At 40.0% G+C, this 22,043-nt stretch carries 18 protein-coding genes; 12 read left to right on the top strand and 6 right to left on the bottom strand.

Annotated features, from left to right (window positions below; all coding sequences use genetic code 11):
* The first annotated feature begins 56 nt into the window (after nucleotides 1-56).
* The 3 genes from ACVHUV_RS13050 to ACVHUV_RS13040 all read left to right on the top strand — a co-directional run bounded on the left by ACVHUV_RS13050 (nucleotide 57) and on the right by ACVHUV_RS13040 (nucleotide 2,190).
* Nucleotides 57-716, top strand: coding sequence for an amino acid ABC transporter permease (locus ACVHUV_RS13050; protein WP_462084852.1), 660 nt, complete (start codon nucleotides 57-59; stop codon nucleotides 714-716).
* A gap of 26 nt (nucleotides 717-742) precedes the next feature.
* Nucleotides 743-1,495: an amino acid ABC transporter ATP-binding protein gene (locus ACVHUV_RS13045; RefSeq protein ID WP_462084851.1), complete on the top strand. Its 753-nt coding sequence runs from the start codon at nucleotides 743-745 to the stop codon at nucleotides 1,493-1,495.
* Nucleotides 1,496-1,632: 137 nt separating this feature from the next.
* A complete protein-coding gene (locus ACVHUV_RS13040; RefSeq protein ID WP_462084850.1) occupies nucleotides 1,633-2,190 on the top strand; it encodes a DUF420 domain-containing protein in 558 nt (185 codons plus the stop codon).
* 46 nt (nucleotides 2,191-2,236) lie between these two features.
* Here the strand turns inward: ACVHUV_RS13040 and ACVHUV_RS13035 are convergent, their stop codons facing one another.
* On the bottom strand, nucleotides 2,237-2,719 hold the full coding sequence (locus ACVHUV_RS13035) for a general stress protein (protein ID WP_317944446.1): 483 nt from the start codon (nucleotides 2,717-2,719) through the stop codon (nucleotides 2,237-2,239).
* 214 nt (nucleotides 2,720-2,933) lie between these two features.
* Here ACVHUV_RS13035 and ACVHUV_RS13030 point away from each other — a divergent pair, with 214 nt between their 5' ends.
* The 5 genes from ACVHUV_RS13030 (at nucleotide 2,934) to ACVHUV_RS13010 (ending at nucleotide 8,775) form a co-directional block, all read left to right on the top strand.
* Complete coding sequence (locus tag ACVHUV_RS13030) at nucleotides 2,934-4,226, top strand: purine/pyrimidine permease (protein ID WP_462084849.1); 1,293 nt, start codon at nucleotides 2,934-2,936, stop codon at nucleotides 4,224-4,226.
* Between the two features lie 493 nt (nucleotides 4,227-4,719).
* On the top strand, nucleotides 4,720-5,208 hold the full coding sequence (locus tag ACVHUV_RS13025) for a hypothetical protein (RefSeq protein ID WP_462084848.1): 489 nt from the start codon (nucleotides 4,720-4,722) through the stop codon (nucleotides 5,206-5,208).
* A 198-nt stretch (nucleotides 5,209-5,406) separates the two neighbouring features.
* Entirely contained in the window at nucleotides 5,407-6,825 is a 1,419-nt protein-coding gene (locus ACVHUV_RS13020) for an NAD-dependent succinate-semialdehyde dehydrogenase (RefSeq protein ID WP_317944441.1), read from the top strand.
* A gap of 637 nt (nucleotides 6,826-7,462) precedes the next feature.
* Nucleotides 7,463-8,257: a DUF6973 domain-containing protein gene (locus ACVHUV_RS13015; RefSeq protein ID WP_462084847.1), complete on the top strand. Its 795-nt coding sequence runs from the start codon at nucleotides 7,463-7,465 to the stop codon at nucleotides 8,255-8,257.
* A 143-nt stretch (nucleotides 8,258-8,400) separates the two neighbouring features.
* The gene (locus ACVHUV_RS13010) at nucleotides 8,401-8,775 is read left to right on the top strand and encodes a hypothetical protein (protein ID WP_462084846.1); all 375 of its coding nucleotides are present in this window, start codon (nucleotides 8,401-8,403) and stop codon (nucleotides 8,773-8,775) included.
* Nucleotides 8,776-9,030: 255 nt separating this feature from the next.
* On the opposite strand, the gene ilvA is transcribed toward ACVHUV_RS13010, so the two are convergent.
* Together ilvA and ACVHUV_RS13000 are read right to left on the bottom strand one after the other, a co-directional pair.
* Complete coding sequence (gene ilvA, locus ACVHUV_RS13005) at nucleotides 9,031-10,302, bottom strand: threonine ammonia-lyase IlvA (RefSeq protein WP_371391448.1); 1,272 nt, start codon at nucleotides 10,300-10,302, stop codon at nucleotides 9,031-9,033.
* A 128-nt stretch (nucleotides 10,303-10,430) separates the two neighbouring features.
* Entirely contained in the window at nucleotides 10,431-11,369 is a 939-nt protein-coding gene (locus ACVHUV_RS13000; protein WP_462084845.1) for a diacylglycerol/lipid kinase family protein, read from the bottom strand.
* Nucleotides 11,370-11,730: 361 nt separating this feature from the next.
* Between ACVHUV_RS13000 and ACVHUV_RS12995 the strand changes: the two genes are divergently transcribed.
* Nucleotides 11,731-13,176, top strand: coding sequence for an amidase (locus ACVHUV_RS12995; protein ID WP_462084844.1), 1,446 nt, complete (start codon nucleotides 11,731-11,733; stop codon nucleotides 13,174-13,176).
* Between the two features lie 59 nt (nucleotides 13,177-13,235).
* On the opposite strand, the gene ACVHUV_RS12990 is transcribed toward ACVHUV_RS12995, so the two are convergent.
* Nucleotides 13,236-13,658: a MarR family winged helix-turn-helix transcriptional regulator gene (locus tag ACVHUV_RS12990; protein ID WP_317944431.1), complete on the bottom strand. Its 423-nt coding sequence runs from the start codon at nucleotides 13,656-13,658 to the stop codon at nucleotides 13,236-13,238.
* 258 nt (nucleotides 13,659-13,916) lie between these two features.
* Between ACVHUV_RS12990 and ACVHUV_RS12985 the strand changes: the two genes are divergently transcribed.
* Complete coding sequence (locus ACVHUV_RS12985) at nucleotides 13,917-14,885, top strand: proline dehydrogenase family protein (RefSeq protein WP_462084843.1); 969 nt, start codon at nucleotides 13,917-13,919, stop codon at nucleotides 14,883-14,885.
* 61 nt (nucleotides 14,886-14,946) lie between these two features.
* On the opposite strand, the gene ACVHUV_RS12980 is transcribed toward ACVHUV_RS12985, so the two are convergent.
* Nucleotides 14,947-15,963 (bottom strand): DUF1646 family protein, encoded by a 1,017-nt coding sequence (locus tag ACVHUV_RS12980; protein WP_462084842.1) that lies wholly within the window; start codon nucleotides 15,961-15,963, stop codon nucleotides 14,947-14,949.
* An 892-nt stretch (nucleotides 15,964-16,855) separates the two neighbouring features.
* Entirely contained in the window at nucleotides 16,856-18,349 is a 1,494-nt protein-coding gene (locus ACVHUV_RS12975; protein WP_317944425.1) for a peptide MFS transporter, read from the bottom strand.
* A 336-nt stretch (nucleotides 18,350-18,685) separates the two neighbouring features.
* On the opposite strand from ACVHUV_RS12975, the gene ACVHUV_RS12970 reads away from it, so the two are divergent.
* On the top strand, nucleotides 18,686-20,578 hold the full coding sequence (locus tag ACVHUV_RS12970) for an ABC-F family ATP-binding cassette domain-containing protein (RefSeq protein WP_462084841.1): 1,893 nt from the start codon (nucleotides 18,686-18,688) through the stop codon (nucleotides 20,576-20,578).
* A 15-nt stretch (nucleotides 20,579-20,593) separates the two neighbouring features.
* On the top strand, nucleotides 20,594-21,721 hold the full coding sequence (locus tag ACVHUV_RS12965; protein ID WP_462084840.1) for a conserved virulence factor C family protein: 1,128 nt from the start codon (nucleotides 20,594-20,596) through the stop codon (nucleotides 21,719-21,721).
* Nucleotides 21,722-22,043 lie beyond the last annotated feature (322 nt).

Here is a 22,043-nt window from a genome sequence, read left to right as displayed (position 1 = left end):
GCGAAATGGGTTTTCCATGTGAAAACCTGTTTTGCTTTTTGAAGGAGTTTTGCCAAATGTCTATCGATTATTTAATATCCATTATAAAACCGATGTTAGAAGGGGCTCAAGCGACAGTTTTATTATTTTTAATCGCCATTATCGTATCCATTCCACTTGGATTCCTGTTAACATTGGCAGTGCGCAGTTCCATTAAACCGCTCGCTTGGCTGGCGAATGCGTATATTTATTTAATGCGTGGAACGCCATTGCTGTTGCAATTGCTTTTCATCGTGTTTGGTTTGCCGCTCATCCCGGTCATCGGGGAATACCTCGTGTTGGATCGTTTTGTGGCCGCGTCGATCGGTTTCATCTTAAACTATGCAGCGTACTTTGCGGAAATCTTCCGTGGTGGACTGTTAGCGATTGACAATGGACAATATGAGGCGTCAAAAGTGCTTGGGCTGAATCGTTGGCAGACGACGACGAGAGTTGTTTTGCCGCAAATGATTCGAATTGCATTGCCAGCAGTGGCAAACGAATCGGTTACGTTAGTAAAAGACACGGCGCTTTTATACGCAGTAGCCGTACCGGAACTGTTACACTTTGCACAAACAGCCGTCAATCGTGACTTTACAATTGTGCCGTTTGTATTGGCAGGGATCATTTATTTACTCATTACGTTATGTTTGACGTTATTCTTTAAATGGTTGGAAAGAAGATTGCGTTTTGATTGATGATTTTTAAGTAAGGAGTTGTAAGCATGGCGATTTTGGAAGTGACGAACTTAAAGAAATCTTTTGGGCCGCTCGAAGTCCTCAAACAGATTTCTTTTAATGTGAATAAAAATGAAGTCGTTGCGGTCATTGGACCATCTGGATCAGGGAAAAGTACGATGCTTCGGAGTTTAGTCCATTTAGAGGAAATTGACGGCGGGAGCATTGCGGTAGATGGGCAGTTCATTGTCCAAGAAGGGGTTTATTCAAAACCGCAGCAGTTAAAACAAATTACGTCGAAAATGGGGATGGTGTTCCAACATTTTAACTTGTTTCCTCATTTAACAGTGTTGGATAATTTAGTCCTTGCCCCTAAATTACTGAAAGAGGGAAGTACAGCAGACCTTCGTAAACATGGGGTAGAGCTATTGGCCAAAGTAGGGCTCGCTGATAAGGCCGACGTGTTGCCAGCAAAGCTCTCAGGTGGGCAAAAACAACGTGTTGCGATTGCTAGGGCATTAATGAGAAACCCTGACATTTTGTTATTCGACGAACCGACATCCGCACTGGACCCCGAATTGACGGGGGAGGTGCTTCGTGTGATGAAAGATCTCGCGCAGGAGCATATGACGATGATTGTCGTAACACACGAAATGGAGTTTGCACGGGATGTAGCGGATACTGTGCTCTTTATGGATAACGGCGAAATAATCGAGTCGGGAAGTCCGGTTGATTTATTGACGAATCCGAAAAAAGAACGGACAAAAGCGTTTTTACAACGTACGATGAGAGAATCGTGAATAGAAACGGCGGTTGGAGGCATATTCTTCAGCCGCTGTTTTTTGTTCGAATTTGACAACACTGTGAAGTTGCCACTCATTTTAATGAAATATGATACACTACAAAGTGATAGAGGACAGAAAGGGATGTACTGCTTATGAATCAAGAAATGGATAGGCTATCCGGCAAACCGTTTAAGAAACGCAATTATAAACCTGCCATTATTATTTTGTCAGTCGTATTGATAGGGGTTATCGCTTTGCTATCAGGGCGCAGGGGAGTCGAAGAATTTACCGCATTCGATATTACAATTCTACCGTTATTGAACGCGATTTTTAACAGCTTTACATTTTTGTTCCTTGTAGCTGCTCTTGTAGCGATTAAGAAACGAAACATTAATGCTCACCGAAAATTCATCTACGCTTCGTTTTTCACAACATCGTTATTCCTTGTGACGTATGTGTCTTATCATTATTTGGCTCCGTCCACGTCATTTGGAGGTTCGGGAATCGTAGCGGGAATTTATTATTTTGTGTTGATTACACATATCGTTTTAGCAGCAGCCATTGTGCCGCTTGCATTGACAAGTGTCGCGCGTGCATGGAACAGGGAACATGAACGTCACCGTAAAATCGTTCGTTGGACGATGCCATTATGGTTGTATGTAAGTTTTACGGGTGTGCTTGTTTATATTATGATCTCTCCGTATTATTAATATTGAAAAAGGCTGTCCGACATCGCGGACAGCCTTTATTATGCAGTTAAACAAGTGGACGATCTGGATAGTCCATACGATTATCCGGATGTAAATACTCGCCATCAACTAATACGAGAATCTTACCCTCGTCAAAATACTCGGTGTAACGGTGTGCATCTTCTTCTGGAATACCCATTCCAATTAATGCACCTGCAAGTCCACCGACACCTGCACCCGCAGCAGCACCCGTTATGCCTGCCACAATTGGGCCGGCCGCGATTATTGGTCCGATGCCCGGAATCGCGAGTGCACCAAGTCCTGCAAGTACACCACCGAGTCCGCCGAGAAGACCGCCAGTCGCCGCACCTGTTGCCGCTCCATCAGCAGCGTGAGTTTCCGTTCGCGCTTCAATATTTTCTACGTGTTCCTTATCCTTACTAATAATGGATATCTCACTTGAGCTATAACCTTGTCGCTTTAACTCCTCGATTGCTTGCACCGCTTCTGCTTCTGTATTGTAATACCCAACAACATGTCTTTGTACCATAATCGAACGCCTCCTAGTCATTTTCATAGTTTAGTAATTGCTATTCATGAAATTACCCTTCGTCATTCGTTTCAAACATGACGAATATTACAAGATGGTTACTATAAGGGGAAAAGCTAAAAATCAATCTTTTCAATAAAAGCATTACTTCGGTACTTGAAGTGTTATACTATTGAACAGGAAAAAATGATTCAATCGTTATCGAGGTGTGTTTATGAAGTATGTATTAGGTGGCTTGCAATGGGCCGTTTTTTTAATTGCGTCATCGATCGCTGCACCCATTGCCATTGCAAATGTTTTTGGAATGGATCCTGCTGAAACAGCATTGTTCATCCAACGGACAATGTTTGTGCTCGGAGTCGCATGTGTCGTCCAGGCCATTTTCGGTCATCGTATGCCGATAAATGAAGGGCCAGCCGGCTTATGGTGGGGCATTTTTGTTGTTTATGCGGGCATGGTAGGTGTTTTATATCCAACGAATGAAGATGCCTTGCAGTCGCTACAAAGCGGGATGATCGTGAGTGGTGTGCTTTTCGTCCTCCTAGCTTTATCAGGTCTAATCGGTAAAATGAAAAAACTATTTACGCCGGCAGTGACATTTACGTATTTAATGCTGCTTATTCTGCAGTTGAGCGGAACATTTCTGCGTGGAATGGTCGGTGTAGGGGGACCGGAAAATCGTATTGACGGTCTGTTATTCATCGGCAGTTTCCTTGTTGTCATTGTTACGATGTTAACGATGAATCATAAAGTTCCATGGATATCGAGGTATTCTGTATTGCTCTCTATCGGGTTTGGTTGGATCTTATTTCTTCTCATCGGAAAAGCGGATATGGTCCGACCGAATTTAGACCAAATCCTGAAACTGCCTGATGTATTCGTATATGGTAAGCCGGTTTGGGACAGTGGTGTCGTCGTCACAGCCTCATTCATCACGCTGTTACTTATCGCCAATATGATGGCATCAATTCGCGTCATGGAGAGTTTGTTGAAACAATCCTTTGCGATCACTCCACCTGATCGGATGAAACAAGGATCGATCGCATCAGGTGTCAATCATCTCCTTGCAGGTCTATTTTCTGCAATTGGGCCTGTACCGATTTCAGGATCAGCAGGATTTGTTGGTGCAACGCGAATGGCATCGCTAAAACCGTTTGTAATTGGAAGCATCATGCTCATCGGCATTACAATTTTTCCGGCCGTCATGTCTGTTTTTGCTTCGCTTCCAGCGGCAGTCGCCTATGCAGTGACGTTTGCAATCTTTACGAAGATGGTCGAGATGGCTTTTTACGAATTGCGCGCGGAATCGAACGAACAGCGCGCGTTTAAAGTGACAGCAATCGGGCTCATGGTAGGGGTCGGCATTATGTTCATCCCGCAAGTGAGTATGTCGAATTTGCCGCACGCTCTTACGGCTGTCTTGTCCAATGGATTGATCACTGGAACGATTCTTGCAATTATTATTGAACAATTTTTGTTGTTTAGGGAACGGAAAACGATTCGTTAGAATGAATAGAAAAAGCATGAAAGCAGGCAACAGCTTGCTTTCATGCTTTTTTATGATTTTTCTTGTCTTGCTTAATACTTACTGCTCCCAACCCTTATTAGATGCTTTTATACAAGGTAATATGATTTAGGAAGCAAACACTTTACTTTATTATTAGTAAAATGAACTTTCGGAAATGCTGCGGATTGAGTGTGTTTATTCGTTTCACTTCAACATAATTACATAAGTTCGATAAAACTGAATATAATACTTATTTGCGTATGTATAGGCTATAATTATATATACAATAGAAAGGTGATATACCTCACATGATTACTCCATAATTTTTGCTACCTATTTTGTGGAATATCACCATAATAAAAATGCTTGTCTTGTGAATGAAATGATCTTATGCGAAAAATCAAAATTATCGTCAAAAGAAAGGCTTGATTAAAGTATGAAAAAAGAATAATCTTTCTCTTCTATTACTTTTTAAAAGGGCGGTTGATTCATATTGAAAATCAGATTTTATTTTCTCTCTATTTTATTTGTGATTTTATTCGGATGTACTTCACAAAATAATGAAATGAGCACTTCATTAAACTCAAATATACAATATATCGGTAGTGACAGTAATTTCGTTAACTACATTACAGATAATACAAGTAATAAGATAGTAGAAACGAATAAAACTCTATTAGATCAAGATAATTTTAAATATATCTTTATCGAGAATGATGAGTTTATAAATGTTTCTATCGAAGAAATAGAAAATGCACTAAAAAATGATTATCGAATTTATGTTTTAAATGTCGATGATACTAAGGCAATCAGTAAGGTCTTATTCAATAATGACAACTATGAATGGATCACTTCTTCGGAAAAAAGTATAGTCAATATTCAATACGATGAGGATGATAATTTATATTTAACAAATTTTGTGATTCCTAAAGATGAATACAATTATAAAAGTATATTAGCAAGAATTATAGACAATCAATAGAGCTGTGCAAGCCCGGAAAAGACTCTTTGAACCGTCTTTCGAGTATCTCATGAATTAGTGTAGCAAGTTCTGTAGAAGGGTATATTTCTATATGTATCATAAATTAGCAGGTTATAGAATTGATGCTTGCGCACTGAATTGGAAGAAAAAGCGTGATACATTGTGTATAGGTAGAGAGAGTACATGGGAGGTAGGAAGATGAAAGCTTATTCAATGATCATTAACGGAAAAAACGTTGGAGAAGACCTTTCCAAAATTGATGTGACCAATCCATCAACAGGAAATGTTATTGCGACAGTCCCTGACGGTGGTGCCGAGGAGGCGACGCAAGCAGTCGCCGCAGCATACACCGCTTTTGAGAAATGGTCTGACCGAACGGCTTATGAACGGAGCGCGCTTCTCGAAAAATGGTATGCGCTCATTAACGAGCATATCGATGAACTTGCGGAAACGATGACGGTAGAACAAGGCAAACCATTGCATGAAGCCCGCGGGGAAATGAATTATGCAAATGGGTTCATTTCGTGGTATGCAGAACAAGCGAAACGTATATATGGTGAAATGGTGCCTGCGAGTCATTCGAACAAACGTATTTTTGTGCATAAGCAACCAGTAGGCGTTGTTGCTGTCATTACGCCTTGGAATTTCCCGGCGGCAATGATTACTAGAAAAGTAGGGCCAGCTCTTGCTGCAGGATGTACGGTCGTCATCAAACCAGCTGAACAAACACCGATCACGGCAATAAAATTAGTGAAATTAGCACACGAAGCAGGAATTCCTGAAGGGGTCATCAACGTCGTCACAGGAGATGCGAAAGCGATTGGTGATGCATGGTTGAACGATGCGAGAGTGCGTAAACTAACTTTTACTGGCTCAACCGAAGTCGGAAAACTACTTATGCGTGGTGCTGCTGAAACGGTGAAGAAAATATCATTGGAGTTAGGTGGCCACGCACCTGCAATTGTGATGGAAGACTGTGATATCGACAAAGCTGTAGAAGGTGTCATCGCTGCAAAATACCGTAACGCAGGGCAGACATGTGTTTGTGCCAATCGTATCTATGTCCACGAATCAATCGTAGACGCGTTTTCTGTTAAATTCATAGAACGGGTCAAACAATTGCAAGTCGGTGACGGAAAACAAGAAGGTGTTCACATCGGCCCATTAATTGACGAAGCTGCAGTTAAAAAAGTCCAATCGCATGTAGACGATGCACAAGAAAAAGGTGCTAACGTAGCCGTAGGTGGAAGTCGGAAAGAAGGGCTTTTCTTTGAGCCAACTGTCTTACTTAACGTGACAGATGACATGATTTGTATGCAAGAAGAGACATTCGGTCCCGTCACACCGATAACAACTTTCGCAACTGAAGAAGAGGTATTGAAACGCGCAAATGACTCCATTTATGGACTGGCTGCCTATGTCTTCACGGAAAATCTTTCAAAAGGTATTCGGATGAGTGAAAAGCTAGAGTATGGCATCGTCGGCTTGAATGATGGCTTACCATCCACACCGCAAGCTCCATTTGGAGGGTTTAAACAAAGTGGACTGGGAAGGGAAGGCGGCCACCAAGGGATTGATGAGTATATTGAAGTGAAGTATATTTCGGTTGGTTTGTAAAGTTCGAAGACATCCATTATTTTGGGTGTCTTTTTGGTTTGGAAAATATACATTCCTTTGCCAATCCTCTATTGTTTAGTGCTTTTGACACTGTAGCTGAAACTACATAAAAATAGAATATTCTGAAACTGAAAAATTTCTTTTTCACCAACAAATGCTCATATTGATTCCTTTGGATGATTAGTATCATTATTACTATTTGAAAGTTCTCGTTGTTGTAGGTCTTTGATTTCTTCTTTTTCACTACTTGTCTTTATCATTTTCTTCCCCTCATTTAAACCCAATAAAATCATAGTTTTTGTATGTAACATATTGTTAAACTAACCTCACCTCACCCTTCTTCAAGTGAAAATCTCCAATAGAATCAATTAAACGAATGTAACATTTTATGTATTATGTTACATTCAGAATATCTTAAGAACTAGACATAACCGTAGATGAGTTGCAGAACCTGGACATTCTCATAGTCCAGGGAATTAAAGAGTTAGACATTTAATTACCAAACATACATTTAAATCGCGCTGATGAGTTAACTAAATTTATATGACGTTAACTCATTTATGGTATAATATTACTCATAATACTAAATAAGGTCCTTTGATAAATATAAGGATTACTTAAAAAAAGAGAGGAATAAATGAAAAACAAACTTTTTTCAACCTGTTTAGCTGTAGCTGTCATTACATTAATGTCTACTAATGTGAATGCTTTGGCACTTGAATCAACGTCTAACAATTTGAATAACGACTTCAATTATATTGAAGTATCAAAGCAAGATATTGACTATGCTTCAATAGTTGAAAAGCTAGATATTGATAGTTTGGAGAGGTATTCTCGGGAAAAGCAAAATGAAAACCCTGACTTTTCAGAAGATGAATTGAATAATTTGTTAAAGGCAGAAGTAATAATACGAGGGATTGAATTAAATATTATCAACGCAGATGGAGAATTAATAAATGCAAGTCCAGATATTTCACCATTCTCTTATGGTGACTTGCCAATAATAAAAGACAAATTAGGTCCTAATGAAAAGAATGTGTTTAACGAGAGTTTAGTGAAAGGTATAGCTGTTTTATCTGCAGCTAAATTCGCTATGAATCATTATCAAAAGTATTATTCAGGTGGAGAAGATGATAATGCAGATGCATTTAGACATTCTTTGTGGATGGCTGTTTCTTCAGCTGGGGTTGCAGGTTCTGATTTTTCGAGGAGATTTGGAATAGCCCATGAAAATGACTTTCCAAGTCCTAATTATACTGCATTAGCAAGAAGTATGGACTCGAATAATAACGATGTTGGAATCAGCTATGGTCCTAAACTCGCACAATTTGCAGGTAATGCTGATTTGTTCGATAGAATGGCACTTCAGATGATAAATGAAGCTGTAAAAAAAGGTGAAATGAAAAGATTCGTGGAACTGACATTGGTGTGAAAACATCTTTAGTAAATACAAATAGTACAGGAGCTAAAAAATGAGTTTAAAATCCCAAAAACTTTTTAAGTGTTTGTTTTTTTTCTTTAACTATAACAATAGCAGTGGTAGCGTATAATATTTATAAAATAAATGAAAACGATATGATTCGCTCAAAGATTGAAAAAGAAGTTCAACAGGATGAATATGTTGATTTTGGTAAAGCAGTAAATGGTGATTGGGATAATATAATCTTAGTCACTCCATATACGGAAAAAACGAGGATAAAGAATAATTATGGCATTTCCGTGAATCGAATTAGTGATTTTTCTATAGCATATCGAGATGATCGTGTACTTATTCTATTTTGTAAAGGAGAAAGCATTCAAAACTATGTATATTGGTTTGGTAGTGTTTCACTAAGTGAAACTGAAAAAATGTATGGTCCTTTACAGATTAAAAGAGAGGATTCCAAATTTAAAATAGACAAATCATCCAGCAATACTGGGCCTATCAATTTAATTATTGTAAAAGAATAGTGTGTGGTAAAAATCAGAAGGGCGGCATGTGCTGCTCTTTTTTACTTTCCCCAAAATAAATCAGTTTCGCTGGGAGTGGTGCGTTATATTAAACAATGTAACAACTTTGTAAGTTATAACGGGCACACATGAGATATGACGTAATTTAGTGAACAATATTATGATTTTCCAAGTAGAAATAAGAAACTCTCGATTTTTAATAAATAAATAAACTTGCAAACAACTAGAGAAACGTTGTTTGCAGGTTTATTTTAGTCAAATCAACAACTCAAACAACGTACTATCTTTGTTCACTTCCGTAAAAGGGAAGCCGTTTTGTCGCATACGTTCCAACAAGCCGTCATAATCTTCTTTGCGTTTCACTTCGATGCCAACAAGTCCTGGCCCGTTTTCCTTATTATGCTTCTTTGTATATTCAAATGTCGTAATGTCATCATCCGGACCTAAAACGGAATCCAAGAATTGCCGAAGGGCACCAGCACGTTGTGGGAAATTGATGATGAAATAATAAAGGAGCCCTTCGTGCAATAACGACTTCTCTTTAATTTCCTGCATTCTGCCGATGTCATTATTCCCGCCGCTAATGACACAAACAACGGCTTTTCCTTTAATCTGCTCTTTATAATAATCAAGTGCTGCGATAGGTAGCGCGCCTGCAGGTTCAGCAATGATTGCATGCTCATTATACAATTCCAAAATGGACGTACACACTTTTCCTTCAGGGACACTGACGATTGCATCGACATATTGTCGACAAATATCATACGTTTTTTGACCAACGCATTTCACAGCAGCTCCGTCAATGAATTTATCAATTGTTTCCAGCGAAGTGACTTCTCCATTTTTAAATGAAGCGAGCATACTTTGAGCGCCCTCGGGTTCAACACCAATCATCTTCGTTGTAGGAGACAGGTTCTTAATATACGTACTCACTCCGGACATCAATCCGCCACCACCGATACTGCCAAATACAAAGTCGATCGGCTCTTCGACATCATTCATAATTTCAACAGCGACCGTCCCTTGACCTGCAATGATGTCTACATCGTCAAAAGGATGGATGAAAATTCGATTTTCACTCGTTGCACAATCCATGGCATGCGCAAAAGAATCATCGAATGTATCGCCGACTAAGATGATTTCGACATAATTCCTACCAAACATTCGTACTTGGTTGACTTTCTGTTTCGGTGTCGTTTGGGGCATGAAGATCTTGCCGCTAATCTCTAAGTGGGCACAGGCGTATGCGACACCCTGCGCATGGTTACCTGCACTAGCACAAACTACGCCATTCTCTCTCGCTTCGTGCTCCACTCGCTTCATTTTGTAGTAAGCTCCTCGTAGTTTGAACGAGCGCACATGTTGCAGATCTTCGCGTTTAATATAGACGTGGCAATCATATTTTTCAGAGAGTCGTTCATTTTTTTGCAGCGGTGTGTGGGACACAACATCTTTTAGCAATTGATTGGCAATCAAGATATCTTCCACATGTACCGTTTTAGGTTTACTATTCGCTAATTTTGTCATACGCTCATTCCTTCCGTTACTTCATAAAGATTTAATTATAATAACATGAAAGTGGAGGAATTAACATAAGATTGTTCTAAATTGAATATGAATTTTAAGGAATTGTTCAATACTGGGAATTCAATTAATTATGTAAGCGTTTTCTTTATGAAAAGATTATCCTTCTGATTGCCAGTAAGAAGTACTTGTAATGCTCCTTGTGCAATTGAGATCGCATATCGATCGGAATAATGAACTTCACCATCAATGACAATTGGGACGATTCGATTTGCGTCAATCGAAATCTGTCTGGCAGATTGATAAGACACTTCTTCCTGCACAATTTTCTTTCCTCGTAACAGGGCAGGGAAGAGAGATGTGATGATTTTTTGTCGTGTTGCTGAATGTAACATCGTCAATTGGAGAAAACCATCTGTAGGATCGGCATCCGGGCAAATGACCATACCGCCACCATATGTGCTGCAGTTACCTACAGCAAGCAGCCATAGTTTGGAAATAGTACGTTCTACACCGTCGATTTTCATCGTTGCTGTAAATGGTTTATACAGAAAAAATTCAATGCATGCAGCGACTGTATACGCAAAAGCACCTTTATTCATATGGTTCAGCCACTTTTTATAGGTAGATGTTTCTGCACGTGCACCAATTTTCGCGTCTAAACCAATTCCGGCGACCGTGACACCATATCGATCATTTACTCGTAGCAAATCAACCGAAACAATCGAGCGTTCGAGTAACTTTTCAACGAAAGCATTCGGCTCGTTGGATAAAGCAAAATTACGGCAAATGTCATTACCGGATCCGCTTGGAATGACGGCAAGCGGTATATCTAAGTATGCCAATACTTGTACGACACCGTTGATGGTTCCGTCGCCTCCAATAACGACGACTGCATCGATAGGGAGCGTGTGTATGCGCTCTTCAATGGTGCGCTGTGTTGTTGCGATATCTGTGCAAAGAACCATTTGGTAGTCGACGGTTTTCTGATCCAAAATGAGTTGGAGTTGTTTCCAGTGATTCAATGCATGACCGTTTCCAGAAGCAGGGTTCACGATAAATAATTTCATAGAATGGCCTCCGTTCTACCAATCAGTTTACCATAAGCTACCGATTGGTTAGCGGTATTGTTTAATCAAAAAGTTTGTCGGCAATAGTTTTACTAGCAGGTAATCAGAAAGGAGATGAAGCGTATGCAAAAATGGGATAGTCGGCCAGAAAATCCTGATGGTGGTCAATGGGCTGCATTAGGAGGTTCTTTCCTGCTTATTCTTATCGTCATCTTTCTGAATCTGTAAAAGGATCTCTAGGAGTGAAGTGGACTGTCGAAAGATGTGTCCATTTCATTTCCACCAATCCTGCAATTGTCTCTTGTTCTAACTTTCATTATAATGAATAAAATGGAACAATTTAAAGAGGGGGATGAGACAAGTGGGGGATGTGTTGATAAAAGATAAAACTGTTAACGTTTTGGACGCAGATGCTGTCAGCATTAAAGAGTTAATCGAACAAAAACAGATGACAGTTACCGAGATTACAGAAATATACATACAACGGATTAAAGATACAAATCCGGCTGTTAACTTCCTGACTGAGGATCGTTTTTCAGTAGCACTTCAAGAAGCGGAAGAGGCAGACCGTTTGCTTGCAACAGGAGAAGCGAAAGGGGCATTATTCGGCGTACCGATTAGTATGAAGGAATCTTTCGATGTAATGGGCATGCAAACAACGGGTGGATTACAACGGTTAAAGGGTTTCGTTCCTGATGAAGATGCAGAAGTCGTAGATCGTTTGAAAGCGGAAGGGGCCATTATTTTAGGCAAAACGAATACACCCGAATTATGCTTTTGCCAAGAGACGGACAATAAATTATACGGTCGGACGAATAATCCTTGGAACCTCGATCGCACTGCAGGAGGTTCGAGTGGCGGTGAAGGGGCTGCAATTGCGTTAGGATGTGCTGCCGTAGGACTCGGTTCGGACATCGGGGGCTCGATTCGATTTCCTAGTCATTTTAATGGCGTCATTGGCTTTAAATCTGGGAATGGAAGTGTATCACAAGACGGGAGCTTTCCTTACGTCGACAATGACTTACAACAACGCATGCTTGGAATTGGGCCTATCGCAAAGTCGGTTAGAGATGCGAAACTGCTCTATTCCATAATTAGTGATAAAAGCATCGTAGAACAATCTTTAGATTCATTCACACTTAATGTATTCCGTACAACGAATTATCCGCTTTCTACTCGAACGAGTAAGCTGTTGAACGATGTGTATGTATTTTTAAAGGATAAATTTTCTACGGAGAGGGAACCGGTTCCTTTACTAGATCAGTCAGCACTGCTTTGGCAGGAAATTATGTCGATTGATGGAGGAAAGGCTACGTCAAGTCATGCGTTCGGTTCTCGTTCAAGCAGTCCGCATATTGCGTTTGTGAAAGAGCTGTGGAAAGGAAATGCCGACATTCACCGCTACTTATCTTGGGCACTCATTGGAGCGGCTCTATTTAAACCTTCTCATCGAAGAATCAGTGAAATGAGAAATGAGTTAGCAGAAGGAGATAAGCTGTTAGAAGCGTACTTGGAACACCGACTGCTGATCATGCCGGTTTATCATACAGCGGCTCCTCGGCATAATGTCGTATACAAAGAGATTTTTTCGATTCAAAAAACATTTTTGCAATACATGCCTTTTACAGCGTATGCCAACACATGGGGTTTGCCGGCATTGACGATACCAATTGGAATAGACGAAGACGGCATGCCAATCGGGCTACAAATCATAGGGAAGAACGGGAATGAAGACGCGATCTTTTCGTTAGGTGCGTTGCTGGAGAAACAATTCCTGGGGTATAAAAGAGCAGAATTGACATCATAAATGAACCGGCAGAAACGAGGTCTTTCCGCTCTCGATTCTGCCGGTTTTATTGTTGTAGTTTAGTTTAACGCATCATCTAGTTTTTTATATATGGTTAACATTGCAAGTCGTTCTTCTTCAGATAAATGGGAAAACAAGTCCTTCCGCACATTTTGTCCATTTTCATGTGCTTCATTTAAGATTTCTTTGCCCTTATCAGTAATCGCCCAGTAAGTCGTTCGGCGATCTGACTCATCTTGTCGTCTTGAAATCAGCTTTTGATTTGTCAGTTTTGTTGATAAATGCGTCAAGGAAGCAGGTGTGAAATTCAAATTTTTCGCTAAATCAGATGGTCTGCATTCACCGTGTGTTTTCAATTCATGAAGGACAAGGATGTGTGAAATCCCTAGGTCGATATTTGATGCTTGGCGCCAGCGTACTAGCATTTTATGTGTTACTTGTTCAATCGTATGTAATAACTCAAAAATTGTTTTCTCTGTCACAAAAAGCCCCCCTAAATTCAAACATCTGTTTTCCTCTCTCATTAATTTAACCATAAAGTTTCATGAAAAACAAAGATTTTTGAAATACTGAAAATAGAAGTTCTCTCAATTTCAACAGATACTGAGAATAATTGGTTGTTTACTATGTGGGTGGTAAATTATTCAATATTCTTTTTCTGGCTTAATACGGTGTCGATTAGCGAATGCTGTGATATAATGCAGGAGGAAAAATAATATTTATGTCGAGGAGTAATGGAAATGTTAAAAGATTTCTTTATCGGCCTATCTCAAAATCAATTTTTGAATAGCGCAGCGAAAAAATATGGTTTAAAAATGGGCGCACAACATGTTGTTGCTGGCACAAACATTGCAGAGACAATCGAGAGCATTAAAGAATTGAACAGACATGGCATTTCTTGTACTGTCGATAATTTAGGCGAGTTTGTTTTCGAAAAAGAAGAAGCGCTTGCTGCGAAAGAACAAATTCTTGCAGTAGTTGAAGCGATCCATGAAAACGAAGTAGATGCACATATTTCGTTGAAGCCTTCCCAATTAGGCTTAGATATCGATTATGATTTCTGTAAATCCAATATCCAAGAAATTGTCGCAGCTGCGCACAAGTATGGTATTTTTGTAAACTTCGATATGGAAGACTATGGACGTTTACAACCATCTTTTGATTTGTTGGATGAACTTTCGGCGGATTATGATAACATTGGTACCGTTATTCAAGCATACTTTTTCCGTGCGGAAGAAGATTTGCATAAACATAAAAATTACCGTCTTCGCATTGTTAAAGGTGCATACAAAGAGCCTGCAGAATATGCGTATCAAGACAAGGCAACAATTGATGAAAACTACATTAAGTTGATTGAATGGCATTTATTGAATGGTAAATTCACGTCCATCGCTACGCATGACCATAATGTTATTAATCGTGTGAAACGTTTTGTGAAAGAGCATAACATTTCAAATGACAAGTTTGAATTCCAAATGTTATATGGCTTCAGAAAAGATATGCAACTCGAATTAGCGAAAGAAGGCTACAATTTCTGTACGTACGTTCCTTTTGGACAAGATTGGTACGGCTACTTCATGCGTAGACTTGCTGAACGTCCACAAAATATGAATTTGATTGTCAAACAAGTATTTAACAAAAAGACAAACACGATGATCGGCTTAGCGGCAGGCGCGTTTGCACTTGGACGTTTGACAAAAAAGAAATAACAGCATTTAGAAAACCTGGTCCTTATTTAAAGGGCCAGGTTTTTTTACGATAGTAGCTAGGTCAAACGAATAGAATGATACCGATAAAATACAAAGTCATCGTCACAAGTCCAACTGGAATCCCAAACTTTGCCCACTCGCCACTTGTAATTTGTAGTTTATTCGCTGCGATGATGTTGGGGATATTTCCGGGGATCAACATTCCGCCGCTAATTAACAGCCCTAACAAAATGGATTGAATCGTTGCTTCTTCCATTTCAGGACTAATTTCTGCAGCAGCCAGTGTTGCATTGTCTAAAACAGCTGAAATCATATTGAGCCAGTACAGTGTTGTAGGGGGAATGTCGAGTAACATTGTACGGATGAAAGGTTCAAATCCAGCCCCAAGAAAAGTCAACGCCATAACAAATACATATACTTTAACGCCTCGAGTGAAAATGTCCAAAGGTTTGTCGTGCTTTGGCTTCTCTTTTATGTGCATTGGACGTTCGGGAGGGCGGACGATACATGCTGCCAATAGACCGAACGCGAGCACGCCGGGTACGACGGTAGGGCCAATCAACCGGAACAAATAAAAGAAGTCAGCGTCCAATTTACTTGTTGCGATTGTTGACAACGGTTCGCCGATTGGTGTCAACACTGCGCCTAATCCGATTGAAAAGCAGGCAAGTATGACAAAACGGATAGCATCTTTGCGTGGTAATCCAAGAACGGTTACGATTGCTACTAAAACAAGCGCTGCAATAATTGCTGTGATCACGCTTGAAAGCAAACCAAGTATGATGATAATCAATGCAACGAACAAACGAAACGGAATAATCGTCCCTAACTTTCTAACAGATTTACTAAATGGAATATGAAGGAGCCTGAATAAGATGCCTGCGACAATGACTGCGAGTGAAATGTGGAGCGGTTCGGCAAGTGCTTTACGAAGCAACTCACCCGTTAGCACGTCTGCAACAATTACCGCTACGACACCCATTACTAATAGAAATAACTCCAAGTTATGTTCAATCGAACGGCTTATAAACGGCAAAAATAGCACCATCAGTAGAATAATCGTTAAGCCAATAATCAATACAGAACCTCTTTTCAGATGAAATGAATACCGATGCTACTCTAATGTATTGACGGCCACGACGAAATAGAAGCGACGCTGTATTGTCTCTGTAGAATGGCTGTTATGTCAGATTCATTGATGTAAGGGAGGATGAACCGTGTTGTAAGCTGTATGGATTTTCTTGGCTAATTGCCCGTTGGATCCGTACTTCAGTGTTCGCGGTCAAATAGAGCAAGTCTAAATGCCAGTTATCTTCATTCTCTAGAGCTCGCGGGTAAATAGAACACTTCTAAATGCCCGGCATCTCCATATTCCAGTGCTCGCGGTCAAATAGATCACTTCTAAATGCCCGTTAGCTCCATATTCTAGTGCTTGCGGGTAAATAGAATACTTCTAAGTGACCGTTATCTCCATATTCCAGCGCTCGCGGTCAAATAGAACACTTCTAAATGCCTGGCATCTCCATATTTCAGTGCTCGCGGGTAAATAGAATACTTCTAAGTGACCGTTAGCTCCATATTCCAGTGCTCACGGTCAAATAGAACACTTCTAAATGACCGTTAGCTCCATATTTCAGTGCTCGCGGGTAAATAGAATACTTCTAAGTGACCGTTACCTTCATTTTCCAGTGGTCGCGGGTAAATAGAATACTTCTAAGTGACCGTTACCTTCATTTTCCCGTGCTCACGGTCAAATAGAACACTTCTAAATGCCCGTCATCTCCATATTCCAGTGGTCGCGGTCAAATAGAACACTTCTAAGTGACCGTCGACTCCATGTTTCAGTGCTCACGGTCAAATAAAACATTCAAAATGCCTGCCAGCTCTATCATAACTCGACTCTTTTAAACCAAAAAAATTGCATGAAGGGCAAATTGTCCTTCATGCAATCTTTATCAAATCAAGCTTATTTATTTAATCCCTTTCATGTATTTAAGAATAATAGGGGAGATGGCGAATAAAAGAATACTTAAACCGATCGCAATTCCGCCGATTACACCAAAATACATCATTTCATTTTTGGGTGAGTAAAACTGTACAATTTGAGCATTCAATGCTTGAGCTGCAGCATTTGATAGGAACCATAAACTCATCGTTTGTGCAGAGAACGCTACAGGCGCTAATTTCGTTGTAGCAGAAAGTCCTACAGGTGATAAACAGAGTTCACCTAACACAGCGATGAAGATACTAAGTACGAGCCAAATCGGATTGACAAGTGTGTCGGATCCGCCTAAAAATGCTGGTACTAAAATGACGATGAATGAAAGACCTGCAAACAAGATTCCGAATGCGAATTTTTGTGGGATCGTCGGTTGACGTTTGCCCATTTTAATCCATAACCATGCAAAAACAGGTGCGAGCGTGAAGATGAACAATGGATTCAATGATTGGAACCAAGCAGGTTCAATATGGAATCCTAGCGCATCCAAGTTTGTTCGCTTGTCCGCATAAAGTGCAAGAATCGTAGAACCTTGTTCAGCGATCGCCCAAAACATGACGGATGCAAGGAACAGTGGGATATAAGCAAGAATTCTGGATTTTTCATCCGCAGTCGTCTTCTTACTCCGGTACATGACAAAGAAGTACGTGAATGGAATTAAGAAACCTAATACACCGACGAGTGCAATGAATGACGTAAATGTTAGCCAACCTTGTTGTGCGGATACAAAAATGAGGATGCCGAGCACAACAATAGCACTTAGGAAAATTTTCAGATATTTACTTCGTTCAACCGGCGATAAAGGATTGGCAATTTGCGTCCCGGCTAAACCTAAATTTTTCTTCTTCGTTAAGACAAAAAGTACGAGACCTGCGAACATCCCTACTGCAGCAAGGCCGAATCCGAGATGGAAGTTGTACTTTAAACCAAGTGTACCAACTGTTAACGGTGCGATGAAGCTCCCCATGTTGATACCCATATAAAATATACTGAAACCGGAGTCAATCCGTACATCGTCTTCGCTATAAATATCTCCGACAATCGTTGACACGTTTGGTTTGAGAAGACCTGTCCCTAGAACAATTAACCCCATGGAAATAAAGAACAGCGTCAAACTACCAGGTAACGCAAGGACGATATGCCCAAGCATGATTAAAATTCCGCCATAAAAAACAGCTCTTGACGTTCCGAAAACCCGGTCAGCGAGCCAACCACCAATAATTCCGGACATATACACTAATGAGCCATAAATCGAAACAATCGCTAAAGCTGTCGACTCACTTAATCCTAACCCGCCTTTTGAAACTTCGTAATACATATAAAAAACGAGGATAGCTCTCATTCCATAATATGAAAAACGTTCCCAAAATTCTGTGAAAAACAACGTAAACAACCCTTTTGGTTGCCCAAAGAAACCAGATTGCGGAACGCTTTCTACAATCTCTTTTTTTGTAAATTGCGACATTGAGAATTTGCCTCCTTTTCGTATTGCATTATTATATAAATAATGATTTTGTAATGTCAAAATAAATATTTCCAAATTTAAATTTCATTTAATGCTGAAATTAATGCCTTTTTAGTCATTTGATTTATTTTAAAAATAAGATTTGTAAATATTTTCATTTCTCGTTGTATGTATGAAAAATAATCGGCTGACAGAAGTATCTTCCCCGAGAAAAACCACTTCATGCACATGAGTAATGGGGAACTGATATTTCAAAGTACCGAGCACTATACATTCAAAAAAATGTAGAGATACGTTATGATGAAGAGAGTTGTTAGTAGAAATGGATGTGTTCACATGAGTCAATTGATTATTGAAGGTTTAACGAAGACTGTTGGAGAAAAAACATTATTTAAAAACATCGAATTCACCATTGGTAAAGGGGAAAAAGTAGGACTAATTGGAGTGAATGGAACAGGGAAGTCAACTCTACTCTCAATCATAGCCGGTGTCGAAGAAGCTGATACGATAACGAAAGAACATCCGAATAAATATACAATCACTTATTTAGCTCAAGACCCAGAAGTCGATGCAGAGAAAACGGTGATGGAAACCGTTTTTACTTCTGATGCGCCGATTCTTCAACTAAATTTAGAGTACGAACATGCATTAACGGAATTGACGAACAATCCTGCTTTGATCGCATACCAAGAGAATTTTTCGCGTTTACAAAATGAAATGGATGCGAAGTCTGCTTGGGATGTTAATACAAAAGCGAGGATGATTTTGACGAAACTTGGTATTGACACCTTTGATAAAAAGATGGGTGAGTTATCGGGTGGACAGCAAAAGCGTGTTTTATTAGCGAAAGTACTCATTGAGCCTTCTGACCTGTTGCTATTGGATGAACCGACAAACCATCTTGACGTGCAATCCATTAAATGGCTGCAGGAATACATGAAAAACGAAAAAAGTGCAGTTATTTTCATCACACATGATCGGTACTTCTTGGACGCTGTTTCGACACACATATATGAATTGGCTGATCGTACACTCTATGCGCATACAGGAAATTTCGGAGATTATTTGGAAGCAAAAGCAATACGAGAAGAGATGAAACAAGCGACGGATGCAAAATTGCGTAACCGTTACCGTTCCGAATTAAAATGGATACGAAGAGGGGCGAAAGCGAGGTCGACGAAACAGAAAGCGCGGATTGATCGATTTACGGATTTAGAAGAAGCCGTGAAAAAAGGTGACGCTTCTTTAGAAATGGATGTTTCCTTACAAACCTCTAGACTCGGTAAAAAAGTCATTGAAGGAACTGCTATTTCAAAATCCTATGACGATCGGACTGTTATCAAGTCTTTTAGCTTTTTATTGCAATCAGGAGAGCGTATCGCGATCGTCGGTCCGAATGGAGCAGGAAAGTCCACGCTATTGAAAATGATTGCAGGTGAACTGCTGCCAGATAGTGGAACGATTGAAAAAGGTTCTACGGTTAAAATCGCCCATTTCCATCAACAAGTACCTGCAATGGAACCAGACAAAAGAATCATTGAGTATATTCGTGAAGTATCCAATGATATTGAGGACAGTAGTGGGAATCGGATTTCTGCTACGCAAATGCTTGAGAGGTTTTTATTCCCGACATCGTCACACGGCACGCCGATTGGAAAACTTTCAGGTGGCGAGCGAAAAAGATTGTATTTGCTGAAATTATTAATGGAACAACCCAATGTCCTTCTACTCGACGAGCCGACGAATGATTTGGATATTGAGACGCTTTCTGTGCTTGAGGGGTTCATTGAATCGTTTCCTGGCGTTGTACTAACCATTTCTCATGATCGATTCTTTTTGGATCGCACGTCTACAAAATTGTGGGTACTAGATGGAGCAGGAGAAGTGGAAACGGTTTTTGACGTCTATTCAGATTACATCGATCGACAAAGCGACGTAAAAGTGCAACCAGCGAGTCAAGCTGCTGATCGTGTCAATCATACACCAGCACCGCAAAAACCGGTTAAAAAGCGGATGACGTACTCGGAAAAGCGTGAATGGGAAACAATCGATGCTTCCATTGCACAACTTGAAGCAACGATTGAAACAACGGAAGCTGAGATGCTTCAAGCGGGTTCCGATTATGACAAGATCAGAGAATTGAATGAAAAGTTAACAACTTTGAACGAAGAGTATGAACAGTTAATTGAACGTTGGTCTTATTTACAGGAACTAGCAGAAACAGATTAAAAGGAGTGATCTATCATGCAAATTGTAACAATCGAACCAACACCAAGTCCGAATTCGATGAAAATTGTGTTGAATGAAGAGTTGCCTACAGGGGTAGGGCATAATTACAAAAAAGAAGATGCTGAGCGAGCTCCATTCCCGGTTTCATCCTTACTGGCGATTAAAGGCGTGAAAGGAATTTACCACGTTATGAACTTCATGGCGGTGGAACGGATTGGAAATGTTGCTTGGGAAGAGATTTTGGCAGAAGTGCAAGCTGTTTTCAATGAAGAATCAAAATCCGGTGAAGTAGTGGATGAAAAGGAAGATTTAGCTGATGAACACTTTGGTGAAGTTTATGTGCACGTCCAAACGTATAAAGACATACCGCTTCAAGTAAAAGTGTTTGATAGTGACTCGGAACTGCGATTCGGTTTGAGTGATCGTTTCAAGCAAGCGATGGAACAAGTGCACAGTACAGAAGTGGAGAATTATATTCTGCTTCGTAAATGGGCGGACTACGGCATCAGATATGGGGACAAACAAGAAATCGGTGAAAATGTCGTCAAGGAAGTTGAAGCGGCATATCCGCAAGAGCGTTTGGAATTAATCGTCCGGAACGCCGAAGAAGGAATTGAGGAAACTTCCAGCAATAAACGAAAAATCACCGTAGCGGAGTTTGATGTCGCAGAGTGGGAAAAACGCTTTCAGCTCATTGAACAACTGCCTGATCCAGACCTTTCCGATTTACCTTTATTGGACAAAGCATTGGAAGATGAAAAAATGTCAATTCGTCGCCTAGCAGTCGTGTATCTAGGCATGATTGAAGATGAAAAGGTTATTCCTTATATTGAAAAAGCTTTGGACGATAAAAGTTGGGCGGTCAGACGTACGGCAGGTGATTGCATGAGTGATTTAGGATTTACTGGTTTTGAAGCTGCAGCTATTAAAGCTTTGCAAGATAAAAATAAACTTGTCAGGTGGCGTGCGGCTATGTTCCTCTATGAAACAGGAACAGAAACGTCTTTGCCTGCACTAAAGGCGGCAATGGATGATTCGGAGTTTGAAGTAAAACTTCAAGTGAAAATGGCGATTGCTCGAATTGAAGATGGGGAAGATGCAAAAGGATCCATTTGGAAACAGATGACAAATGCAAGAGAATAAAGATGGTAGGCAAGTAGATAGAGGTTAATTGCATACAAAACAAACCAACCGACTAACAAGCGATAAAATTGTTAGTCGGTTTTTATTTATTTTTAAAGAAATTAAGTGTCGTTTGATTGGAAAAAACCTTATCTGTTTAGTGAAAAAGATTAATAAAGATAGCGTTTTCATTCAGAATTATCATTTGGCTATAAACTATTCTAAATTTATTTTGTGGTTTTAGAACGTTGATATGACAACTTCCATCCGTCTTAATGACTATGTTTAGACATAAAAACAACCGACGATCGTTTGATGTTTGAAATTCCCTATGGTAACCTGT

The organism is Sporosarcina saromensis, from assembly GCF_054901285.1.
The sequence above is the reverse complement of the archived record's forward strand: the minus strand, read 5'-3'. Positions and strand labels throughout refer to the sequence as shown.

Excerpts from the sequence above, each read along its gene's own strand:
- ACVHUV_RS12970 (WP_462084841.1), top strand. The coding sequence starts at position 18,686 with ATGAGTCAATTGATTATTGAAGGTTTAACGAAGACTGTTGGAGAAAAA.
- ACVHUV_RS12985 (WP_462084843.1), top strand. The coding sequence starts at position 13,917 with ATGTTAAAAGATTTCTTTATCGGCCTATCTCAAAATCAATTTTTGAAT.
- ACVHUV_RS13010 (WP_462084846.1), top strand. The coding sequence starts at position 8,401 with ATGATTCGCTCAAAGATTGAAAAAGAAGTTCAACAGGATGAATATGTT.
- ACVHUV_RS13045 (WP_462084851.1), top strand. The coding sequence starts at position 743 with ATGGCGATTTTGGAAGTGACGAACTTAAAGAAATCTTTTGGGCCGCTC.
- ACVHUV_RS13020 (WP_317944441.1), top strand. The coding sequence starts at position 5,407 with ATGAAAGCTTATTCAATGATCATTAACGGAAAAAACGTTGGAGAAGAC.
- ACVHUV_RS13035 (WP_317944446.1), bottom strand. The coding sequence starts at position 2,719 with ATGGTACAAAGACATGTTGTTGGGTATTACAATACAGAAGCAGAAGCG.
- ACVHUV_RS13050 (WP_462084852.1), top strand. The coding sequence starts at position 57 with ATGTCTATCGATTATTTAATATCCATTATAAAACCGATGTTAGAAGGG.
- ACVHUV_RS12975 (WP_317944425.1), bottom strand. The coding sequence starts at position 18,349 with ATGTCGCAATTTACAAAAAAAGAGATTGTAGAAAGCGTTCCGCAATCT.
- ACVHUV_RS12965 (WP_462084840.1), top strand. The coding sequence starts at position 20,594 with ATGCAAATTGTAACAATCGAACCAACACCAAGTCCGAATTCGATGAAA.
- ACVHUV_RS13030 (WP_462084849.1), top strand. The coding sequence starts at position 2,934 with ATGAAGTATGTATTAGGTGGCTTGCAATGGGCCGTTTTTTTAATTGCG.
- ACVHUV_RS13000 (WP_462084845.1), bottom strand. The coding sequence starts at position 11,369 with ATGAAATTATTTATCGTGAACCCTGCTTCTGGAAACGGTCATGCATTG.
- ilvA (WP_371391448.1), bottom strand. The coding sequence starts at position 10,302 with ATGACAAAATTAGCGAATAGTAAACCTAAAACGGTACATGTGGAAGAT.
- ACVHUV_RS13040 (WP_462084850.1), top strand. The coding sequence starts at position 1,633 with ATGAATCAAGAAATGGATAGGCTATCCGGCAAACCGTTTAAGAAACGC.
- ACVHUV_RS13015 (WP_462084847.1), top strand. The coding sequence starts at position 7,463 with ATGAAAAACAAACTTTTTTCAACCTGTTTAGCTGTAGCTGTCATTACA.